The 3112-nt window shown below is 52.2% G+C and carries 4 protein-coding genes; all 4 read left to right on the forward strand.

The genetic code is table 11. The annotated features are described in order from the left end of the window. On the forward strand, nt 1-279 hold a 279-nt coding region (locus B3W37_RS13405), incomplete at its 5' end, for an S-layer homology domain-containing protein (RefSeq protein ID WP_483176122.1). A 112-nt stretch (nt 280-391) separates the two neighbouring features. After that, a complete protein-coding gene (locus B3W37_RS13410) occupies nt 392-850 on the forward strand; it encodes a GyrI-like domain-containing protein (protein WP_483169488.1) in 459 nt (152 codons plus the stop codon). 211 nt (nt 851-1061) lie between these two features. Further along, nucleotides 1062-2339 carry a double-cubane-cluster-containing anaerobic reductase gene (locus tag B3W37_RS13415; RefSeq protein ID WP_483176123.1) on the forward strand — a complete coding sequence of 426 codons (1278 nt, stop codon included), beginning with the start codon at nt 1062-1064 and terminating at the stop codon, nt 2337-2339. 135 nt (nt 2340-2474) lie between these two features. Continuing rightward, entirely contained in the window at nt 2475-3101 is a 627-nt protein-coding gene (locus tag B3W37_RS13420) for a hypothetical protein (RefSeq protein WP_483169485.1), read from the forward strand. The last annotated feature ends 11 nt before the right edge of the window (nt 3102-3112 follow it).

Below are 3112 nucleotides of genomic sequence, written 5' to 3' on the forward strand. Positions count from 1 at the left end.
GGTTACAATTCCACCTTTTTCGGGCCTGACGACCCCATCACCCGGGAACAGATGGCGGTTATGACCGTGGAGGCGGCTGAAATCGATGCAGATGTCAAGGGCAGCCTGAAAGCTGCCTATGCTGACGGGGCCGCTATCTCAGACTGGGCGCAGGATGCGGTCCTGGCTGCCGGTCAAAAAGCTATCATCAAGGGCTACACCGACAATACTTACAAACCCGGGCGAGGAGCCAACCGCGCCGAGGCGGCCGCCGTTATCTCCCGGGCCTTAAGCCTCTAGGGCGAAATTCTTCCGGACCTCGCGCCGCATGGCCAAGATTTCGCCCAAAACATTTAAAATGCAGCTAAATACCTGTTTTAGGTTACAATGATTAAAAACGGGAGGTCGTTTTATGGATCAAAAGTTTGAGATAATTGAAACCGCCGCACAGCCGGTCCTGTCCGTCAGAAAAACTACTTCGGTGGCCCAACTGCCGCAAGAACTGGGAGCAGCTTATCACTCTATAATCACTTATCTTGGGGAATTGGGACAACAACCGGCGGATGCAGCCTTTGCATGTTATTACAATATGGACATGGAAAACCTGGATGTTGAGATGGGATTTCCAGTAGCCGCTGCCGTGCCTGAACAAGGCCAGATTAAAGCCAGTGAGATTCCCGCCGGCAAAAAGGCCACTGCTCTTTACGCCGGCCCTTACCAGGAAATGGGGCCCACCTATGAGGCTTTAACCCAGTGGATTAAGGATAACGGACACCAACCTACCGGGGTGGTATACGAGTTATATTACAATTCCCCTATGGAAGTGCCTGAAAGCGAACTCTTAACCAAGATAGTGTTTCTTTTAAAGTAATTGCCAATTGGAATTACATATTGCCCAATCACGTGTCAAGCGCTACGGCCTTGACACGTTTGGTTTTCATTTCCCTTGACCTCTCAAACGCCTCCCCGTACAATAAAACCGTATATCAGGTTATTATCTTTATAACTCCAGATTATAAATGTGCAGGATAGATCGAGCCGGGAATATTTTCAGTCTTATTGATGAAAGGAGACAATTACAGATGGCCACTTATCAAGAGATTAGGCAGATGTGGGCTGACATCGGTATGGACCTGGAAAAACATGATGAATTTCTTAATTCCTTTCCCATGGTTTTCAAAGAAATCCTGTTATCCCAGCAAAACCGCCCCCAAAAAATGAATTATTTCAGCAATGTGGTGAAAACCGTTCATGGCCAGAGGCCTTATGAGCTTTATGAATTCAAACAAAAGGGCGGCAAGATCTTCGGCACTTACTGTGTCTATGTCCCCGACGAAGTGCTTTGTGCCCTGGGGGCCGTTACTACCGGCCTGTGCGGCGGCGACGAGTTCTGGGTTCCGGGTGGTGAAAGCGTATTGCCCCGCAACACCTGCGCCCTGATCAAATCCTCACTAGGTTCGAGATTAGACCGCACCAGCCCTTTCTGCCAGCTGGCGGATATGTACATTGGAGAAACCACCTGCGATGGCAAGAAAAAAGCCTGGGAGATTCTGAGTCAAGATAAGCCCATGCACATCATGGACCTTCCCCAGATGAAACGCGACCAGGACGTCCGGCGCTTCGCCGCAGAGATCTGGGATCTGGTCAAAATCGCTGAGGACATCACCGGGAATAAACTGACCGCGGAGAATCTGAGCCGGAGCATCCGCCTCATAAACGATAAACGCCGGGCTCTGCAGCGCCTGCACAGCACCCGCCAGGCTTCTCCGGTCCCTATCAGCGGGAAAGACGCCCTGACTGTCACCCAGGTGGCTTTCTATGACGATATACAGCGTTTCACAGACAATACCAATGTTCTCTGTGATGAGTTAGAAGAGAGAATCGCCCGCCATGAGGGGGTGGCTCCGGCCGATGCGCCGCGCATACTGGTCACCGGCAGTCCCATGGCGTTGCCCAACTGGAAAGTGCATCACCTGGTTGAGAGCAGCGGCGGGGCAGTAGTATGTGAGGAAATGTGCACCGGCACCCGCTACTTTGAAAACCTGGTAGATGAGACTCCCACTGATCTGGATGGGCAGATACTGGCTATAGCCAGCCGCTACATGAAAACCAACTGCGCCTGCTTCACAACCAACAGCGGCCGGGTGGATGACATCATCCGTCTGGTGCAAGATTACCGGGTGGATGGCGTAATAGATTATGCATTGCAGTTTTGCGGGCTGTATTCCATTGAAAGCCATCTGGTCAAAGCGGCCCTGCAGGACCGGGGCATACCCTTTATGCACCTGGAAACCGACTACAGCCCGGCCGACAGTGAACAGCTGCAGGTTCGTATCCAGGCGTTTCTGGAGATGCTGTGATAGCAGCCTTACCGGCTGCCGCCTCAGCGACGGCACACTCTACGCCCTGGGCGAGTGCCCGCAGTGCGGGAGCGTCATCTGGGCTGAAACCACCCGTTAAGCCATAATTATAAGATTATTGGAGAGGTTATTTATATGAAGAGAATTCTGGTCCTGATTTTGGTTTTATCACTATCAGTAACATTATGGGGATGTCAGAGCAGGGCGGGCAACCAGCCGCCTTCGACACCGCCGGCCAGCGGTGAACCCGATACTTCCGGCAACCAGGGCCAGTCAGACCCCGGCGAAAATACTCCTCCCGCAGGCCAGAGCGCAGCCAGTTTGGGAGGGCTCAGGCTGGGAATGACCGTATCTCAGCTGGACAGCCTGTTAGGGCAGGATTATACTGAAAAACTGGTTGATGAAGGCGGACATTTCAGAGAGCCGTTTAAGATTCGCAGCTATGCGGAGGACTGCCAGGTGGTCGTGGGACAGACTTCCGGAAAAGTCCTGCAAGTTGATGTATATTCCGCCCTTTATCCCACCAACCTGGAGATTAAAGTGGGCGACTTGAGCCGGGATGCCCTGCAGAAATACCGGGCACTTTATAAAGAGTGGGTGGGCAACCAGAGCGATCAGCCTTTAGCCGGTTGGTTTGAAACCGAGCCCGGCGTCCTGGTTATCTTCTCCAGTATGGAAAACCATGACCGCATCAATCAGAACCTGCAGCCTGACAGCAGAATAACCGCCATAACTCTGGGCGGCGCACAATATTTCGATTAAAGGTCAGATTA

It is taken from the genome of Syntrophomonas sp. UBA5494 (assembly GCF_002426325.1).